General features: G+C 41.2%; 4 protein-coding genes. 3 read left to right on the forward strand and 1 reads right to left on the reverse strand.

Annotated elements, in window-relative coordinates:
* The first annotated feature begins 121 nt into the window (after positions 1–121).
* Entirely contained in the window at positions 122–304 is a 183-nt protein-coding gene (locus tag F6K13_RS23970) for a hypothetical protein (protein WP_124155662.1), read from the forward strand.
* Here the strand turns inward: F6K13_RS23970 and F6K13_RS23975 are convergent, their stop codons facing one another.
* Positions 305–436, reverse strand: a complete 132-nt coding sequence (locus F6K13_RS23975; RefSeq protein ID WP_287288598.1) for a hypothetical protein — start codon at positions 434–436, stop codon at positions 305–307.
* Between F6K13_RS23975 and F6K13_RS23980 the strand changes: the two genes are divergently transcribed.
* Together F6K13_RS23980 and F6K13_RS23985 are read left to right on the forward strand one after the other, a co-directional pair.
* Positions 428–3,148: a chloride channel protein gene (locus tag F6K13_RS23980; RefSeq protein WP_287288600.1), complete on the forward strand. Its 2,721-nt coding sequence runs from the start codon at positions 428–430 to the stop codon at positions 3,146–3,148. The two genes, F6K13_RS23975 and F6K13_RS23980, sit on opposite strands and share 9 nt — an antisense overlap.
* 22 nt (positions 3,149–3,170) lie before the next feature.
* Positions 3,171–3,350 (forward strand): hypothetical protein, encoded by a 180-nt coding sequence (locus tag F6K13_RS23985; RefSeq protein ID WP_124144292.1) that lies wholly within the window; start codon positions 3,171–3,173, stop codon positions 3,348–3,350.
* The last annotated feature ends 190 nt before the right edge of the window (positions 3,351–3,540 follow it).

The raw sequence follows: 3,540 nt of genomic DNA on the forward strand, positions 1-3,540 counted from the left end.
ATAAAAAAAATCTTCAATCGTCATAACTACCCTCATCTTTGTAATTCTTTCTCCTCCTGAGGACTGTCTCCTGACTCCTGAGGACTCCTAACTTAACCATTCTATGGCTGTTTAACCGGATTTGATAACCCATAACGAAAAAGAGGTGTTGGTAAAGCGCGTGTATGATATTAATCTTAATTACTTAGGAGTCAACCCACCCCTCGCCCCTCCCCCTCCCAGGAAGGGAAGTCAGTCGGACCGAGTCAGGAGGAAAGAAAGAAGAATAAACAGGAGTGGAAGGAGAAAGTTTTTTGTTCACTAATTATCCAGGCATGATATCATACCTCAAATCACCAACGCCCGAAAAAGATAAAAAAAACCAGTAAGAATTAGAATAAACCAAAACTCTATTCCATACTGCCAAAACAACACCATAAACTCCGTTATGTGGCATCAGTATATCCGACAAGAAGTTCAAATCCATCTCAAAAACTTTATTTATCCACTGCTAAGACCAAAACGTGTAGCAGTCTTTGAAGCTTGCTTAATCGGAATCGTATCAGGATTAGCAGCAGTCATACTAAAAGAAGGTGCAGGATGGCTAGGTAGTTTGCGTATAGCTGCATCCCTCAAATATCCACCTTGGCTATTATTACCAATTTTTGGCGCGGTTGGAGGACTTGTGGCAGGTTTATTAGTAGAACGTTTAGCACCAGAAGCAGGAGGAAGTGGAGTACCCCAAGTCAAAGCTGCCCTCTCAGGTATGCGCATTCCCTTAAACTTCCCGATCGCCATGGTCAAAATGTTCACTACCATCCTGACAGTAGGTTCTGGATTAACATTAGGGCGACAAGGCCCAACAGTGCAAATAGGTGCATCCTTAGCAGCTTGGATCAGTCGTTTAGTTCCCACTTCTCCAAGTTACCGTCGTCAGTTAATTGCTTGTGGTGCTGCTGCTGGGTTAGCTGCTGGTTTCAACGCTCCCATCGCCGGAGTTTTATTTGTAGTAGAAGACCTAATGCACGATGTTTCTGGTATCACCTTGGGGCCAGCAATTATTGCTTCTTTCGTCGGTGCAGTTGTTTCCCAAATGCTAGGGGGAGAAAGTTTATACTTAGATAAGAGCAGTTACTTAGATACCTCAATTACAGGATTTTTACACCTCAAAGAAATTCCTTTTTACATAATTTTGGGAATGTTAGCAGGTTTATTAGGGACAGTATTTAGTCGAGGAATTATTGCGACTTCCATATTTCAGCGCCAACTAAAATTAACATTACCTTGGCGAATAGCTATCACAGGATTAATTAGTGGTTTAATTATCGCATCTTTACCAGAATCATTTCGTAACCATACTGGTTTAAGAGAATTGCTAGGCAGTAACGAAGCCAACTTAAAATGGAGTTTCATTGCTTTTGCCGAACACTTTCTCTTAACAATATTTGCCGCCAGTTCTGGTGCCCCGGGCGGATTTTTTGCTCCATCCTTAGTTATTGGATCTGCCCTGGGTCAGATAGTTGGAATTTGCCAAAGTAATGTAGTCGGCATCGAACAACCAACAATTTTTGCTCTAGCAGGAATGGGGGCATTCTTTTGTGCTGTCTCAAGAGCACCCATGACAGCAGTAGTAATTATTTTTGAGAAGACACAAGATTTTCGCTTAGTGTTGCCACTAATGATTGTTTCTATTGTCGCTTTATTGATGGCAGAAAAGATAGATAAGAAGTCTTTGTCCGACCGGGTTTTAGATTTCAAAGGTCTACAACTTAAGAAGGAGAAGTCAGCAAATGATTATTTGAGCAATATTCGTGCGGATGAAGTCATGCACACTCCTGTAGAAACTCTTGATTTTAATTTAACTTTGGATGAGGTAAAGCAGAAGTTTTCTAATTCCCATCATCGAGGTTTTCCAGCGCTTGATGATAGTGGCTTGCTCGTAGGTATTGTCACTCAGACAGATTTAGCTTACACTCGCAAACGCGAACTTTCTGGAGACACCCTATTAAAAGATTTTATGACACCTCATCCCATGACAGTTAAAACTACAGATAATCTCAGCGAAGTTTTGTATCTTTTACATCAATACAAACTTAGTCGTTTACCTGTGATGGAAGGTCGTCATTTGGTAGGAATTATCACTGATACTGATATTATCCGAATAGAATCTGAACAAATAGGTAAGACAAATCTGGGAACTCATAGTCAAAAACCTTCTTATATAGTTTATCAAACGCGATCGCCTCAAATAGGGAATGGTCGATTATTAGTACCATTAAGTAATCCTAGTACCGCCCCCGCATTACTAAAACTCGCCGCTGTCATCGCCCGGCAACGCAACTATGAATTAGAATGTTTACAAGTTTTGATTGTGCCTCGTCAAAGTTCCCCAGATGAGACTGTCGTAGATACAACTAAGAGTCGTCGTTTATTAGCAATGGCAGAACGCATAGCTAAGGATTTGAAAATTCCTATGCACACTCAAATTCGGGTTGGTCACGATGTTGCTGATACTATTTTGGAAACTATTAAGGAAAGACATATATCTCTAATACTGATGGGTTGGAAGGGTGACTATTCTGCTTCTGGTCGTGTTTTTGGCAGTATTGTGGATACTCTGATGCGACAAGCTATTTGTGAAGTAATAGTAGTGAAATGGGGAGCTAGAAAGTTAAAAGAGGAAGAAATATTCAAAGGTATTACTAAGACTAATGAAAGATTTGAAGCAGACCGGGATAATCTTGTTTCTGATAATATGTATTCTTTTTTAGGATGGCGACGGTGGTTAGTACCCATTCGAGATATTCCTACACAAGCAGCAGCAGTAAAGCTTTTGCCTGCCTTGGTTTCTTTGAGTGTGAAGCCAGAAATTCTCTTATGTCAGGTTTTAACTAAGTCTGTTGTTAAGCCTAATATTGAGGAAATGAAACAAGCAGCAAAGATTCTTCAGAATCGCTTGGATACAGAAGTTATGGCTACTGTAGTCTGTGCTACTTCTGTTTCAATTGCTGTAGTTGATTTGGCTGATGCTCATAACTGTGACGTTGTAGTTATTGGTGCTAGTAAGGAAGGATTTTTGAAACAAGCAATTAATGGCAATATTCCAGAGGCGATCGCTCGTGGTTGTGATTGTACTGTAATTCTGGTGCGGACTGCTTATAGTGAATGATATCTGATCAGGAGATGGGGAGATGGGGAGATGGGGAGATGAGAGTATTTTTCTACCTGCAAGGAAAGCTACCAGGTTTGCTATTGGGCGACGCGGGGTCTCATATCAAATCCGGATGATTAGTTATCGTATAGCTGAGGAGTCAGGAGTCAGGAGTCAGGAGTCAGGAGAAAGAAAGGATTTGAATAGCATGAATTTTTAAATTCGTATTCAATAGACATCTCCTCGAAAAGAGGGAGCAGGAAGTAGGGACGTTGCATGCAACGTCCCTACAGAGTAGGGGAATTGAAGAAGGAGACAGGAGACAGGAGACAGGAGACAGGAGGAAAATTATATGGGGATTCGCTCCCCCAAGTAATGCGTCAACGGGGGTGTTCACGCATTACTTGGGA

Source organism: Okeania sp. SIO2B9, assembly GCF_010672505.1.
GTDB classification, from domain to species: domain Bacteria; phylum Cyanobacteriota; class Cyanobacteriia; order Cyanobacteriales; family Microcoleaceae; genus Okeania; species Okeania hirsuta.